The sequence below is a fragment of the Streptomyces sp. NPDC001933 genome, from assembly GCF_042890955.1.
Taxonomy (GTDB): Bacteria; Actinomycetota; Actinomycetes; order Streptomycetales; family Streptomycetaceae; genus Streptomyces.
Genome location: NZ_JBIASS010000103.1, coordinates 1 through 2,865 on the forward strand (window position 1 = coordinate 1; position 2,865 = coordinate 2,865).

The window sequence follows — 2,865 nt, forward strand, 5'->3', positions numbered from 1 at the left end:
CTCGGCGGAGTAGTGCTTCATGACCACGACACGTCCATCTCTCAGATCCTCAAGATCCACTATCTCGAGTGTCCAAGATCAGGGGTGAGGGCCCATTCTCTTCAGGGCGTCCTTGCTGATTGCCGGCTCGAACGACAGGAACAGGTTCCCGTGTCGACTCCGGTTCTTCCGGGCTCGGAACGTGTACCCGAGGAAGGTGAACGCCCTGTGCTCGTAAGCACCGCGGCGATCTCCGTCCTTGCAGTAGACGATCCGGGTCTTGTCCGGGTGCAGCTGCAACCCGACTTCGACCATCCTGTCCCTGAGCGCGGCCAGCACCTGGCGGGCTTGACGCTCGGTGACGCAGTGCAGCACCGCGTCGTCCGCGTAGCCTTCAAACCAGACCGACGGGAATTCCCGGTCCATCCATGTGTCGAACGCGTAGTGCAGGAACAGATTCGCCAGGACGGGAGACACCGGGGCCCCTTGCGGGGTCCCACGTTCCCGTTCCAGCAGGGAGCCGTCGGGCATGACGAGCGGGGCAGCGAGCCACCGCCGCACGTACAATTTCACCCAAACGGCGTCGGTGCGTGCTTCCACCGCCTTGACCAGCAGGTCCCAGGGCACACTGTCGAAGAACTTAGCGATGTCGAACTCCACCACCCAGTCCCTTTTCCAGCAGCGTTCCCGGCATTTTCCTACTGCGTCCAAGGCGGACCGTCCCGGCCGGTATCCGTAACTGTCGGGATGGAAAATAGGCTCCACCCGTAGCATCAGATGCCGGGCCACCACAGTCTGCGCCACCCGGTCGGCGACAGCGGGAATGCCGAGCATTCTTTCGCCGCCTCCGTGAGGCTTGGGGATAGCCACTGCACGCACCGGATGAGGGAAATATGAGCCCGACGACATTCGGTTCCAGACTTTGTAAAGATTGTTCTTCAGGTCCTTCTCGAAGTCGGCGATGCTCTGCCCATCCACTCCCGGTGCACCCTTGTTCGCCCTGACTTCCTCCCACGCCTCCCTGACTTCCCATTTCGAAATCTCAAACGGCTTGGTCGATGATTTCAACTGGCCCATCGAACTCCTCCCGGACATGGTCCGGTTGATGCGATCAGCTCAGTCACGAACGACCCGGCCCCTTCGCTCCACCCCCGTTGCAGGAGCTTCGTCACTACTACGAGCCGGTCCGCCAGCAGGCCTCGCGTCGGTACTCGACCCCTCACAGTTGAGTCTGCTTGGGGCACTCCCTCTCGCCCACCCGTGGCGGGCAGCATCGAGACCTGCCTTCTCCTGTTCCGCACGGAAGCGGCAGACCGGGCTCACGTCGCCTGCATGCCGGACACCACCTGACCAATAAGCGGACACCCGCCAGGCTCATCCCGGAGTTCTGATGACACCCCGGTTTTGATGTCGTCTGTTTTGATTTCGACACGTCAGCAGCGATTCACTTGCGTTCGTCTTCCCGATCCCCACCTGACGCCTCTTACGACGCCTTTTCCTCATCGCTCACCACGACGGTCTTCAACCCAACGCAGCATGAGGCGGTTTGGAGCCTCCCTCCGCAAGGCGACTCCGAAGGGCCAAACCTTCATCTCCCGTACAGCACTGCTTCCAGAAGCTTCCCTACAACCAACTTCCTTTCACATTCAGGACACAACACCAGTTCAAACGGCTCCGGATCCGCTACGAGATACGAGCCGACCTCCACCTCGGACTGCTCCAACTCGCCTGCAGCATCATCTGCTTGAGACGACTCCGAACCTCATTCTGAAACGAGCAGTAAGGGCGTGCCGAGAATCAACGTGTTGCTTCCCGCTCTGCGGCTCGTTGATGTGGTATGCGCATCTCCGAGTCGATCCGTGACCAACTCGCCCTGAAGTTTGCGGTGTTGTTCCCGCACCTCGACGAGCGGCAGCGGCGTCTGCTGATGGCAACCGAGGCCCGTTTGCTGGGCCATGGCGGGATCCGGGCCGTCGCGCGGGCGGCCCAGGTCAGCGAGACCACGGTCCGCAGGGGCGTGGACGAGCTGGAATCCGGGGCGGAACCGTTGGGACGGGTTCGCCGACCCGGGGGCGGGCGCAAGAAAGCAGCCGACATAGACCCGAGACTCCGGCCAGCCCTGCTCGCCCTGGTTGAGCCGGACTCGCGCGGGGATCCGATGTCACCGCTGCGCTGGACGACGAAGTCGACCAGGAAACTGGCCGAGGAGCTCACCCGCCTGGGGCACAAGGTCGGCGCCGACACGGTGGGTGACCTGCTGCGGGAGGAAGGCTTCAGCCTGCAGGCCAACGCCAAGACCATCGAGGGCTCCCAACACTCGGACCGCGACACCCAGTTCCACTACATCAACGAGCAGGCCAAGGCCCATATGGACACCGAACAGCCGGTGATCAGCGTGGACACCAAGAAGAAGGAGCTGGTCGGCGAGTACAAGAACGCCGGACGCGAGTGGCGGCCGACCGGCGAGCCGGTGAAGGTCAGGACGCACGACTTCCTCGACCGGCAGGGACCGGGCAAGGCGATCCCGTACGGGATCTACGACATCGCCGCGAACACCGGCTGGGTGAATGTCGGCACGGACCACGACACCGCAACGTTCGCGGTCGCCTCCATCCAGCGTTGGTGGCAGGCCCGCGGTCGGCACGACTACCCGGCCGCCACCCGGCTTCTGATCACCGCCGACGCAGGCGGCTCCAACGGCCACCGCACCCGCGCCTGGAAGACCGAACTCGCCGCGCTCGCCGCCGTGACGGGACTGGAGATCACGGTCTGCCACATGCCTCCGGGCACGTCGAAGGTCGGGTAGCCGGAGGGATTCGCACCCTCCGGCTCCCACAGATCCGTACGTGACGATCTCTCGTCATACGGCTCTTGTCGTCCTGATCA

The 2,865-nt window shown here is 63.3% G+C and carries 1 protein-coding gene and 2 pseudogenes; 2 read left to right on the forward strand and 1 reads right to left on the reverse strand.

Features of this window, described 5'->3' with window-relative positions:
- Positions 1-78: 78 nt before the first annotated feature.
- Entirely contained in the window at positions 79-1,056 is a 978-nt protein-coding gene (ltrA, locus tag ACFYY7_RS45505; RefSeq protein WP_388672320.1) for a group II intron reverse transcriptase/maturase, read from the reverse strand.
- A 577-nt stretch (positions 1,057-1,633) separates the two neighbouring features.
- Between ltrA and ACFYY7_RS45510 the strand changes: the two are divergent.
- Together ACFYY7_RS45510 and ACFYY7_RS45515 are read left to right on the forward strand one after the other, a co-directional pair.
- Positions 1,634-1,750 (forward strand): annotated as a pseudogene (locus tag ACFYY7_RS45510) (IS5/IS1182 family transposase); the annotation flags it as partial.
- Between the two features lie 66 nt (positions 1,751-1,816).
- Positions 1,817-2,776: pseudogene (locus ACFYY7_RS45515) on the forward strand (ISAzo13 family transposase); the annotation flags it as partial.
- Positions 2,777-2,865: the final 89 nt, after the last annotated feature.

Excerpts from the sequence above, each read along its gene's own strand:
- ltrA (WP_388672320.1), bottom strand. The coding sequence starts at position 1,056 with ATGGGCCAGTTGAAATCATCGACCAAGCCGTTTGAGATTTCGAAATGG.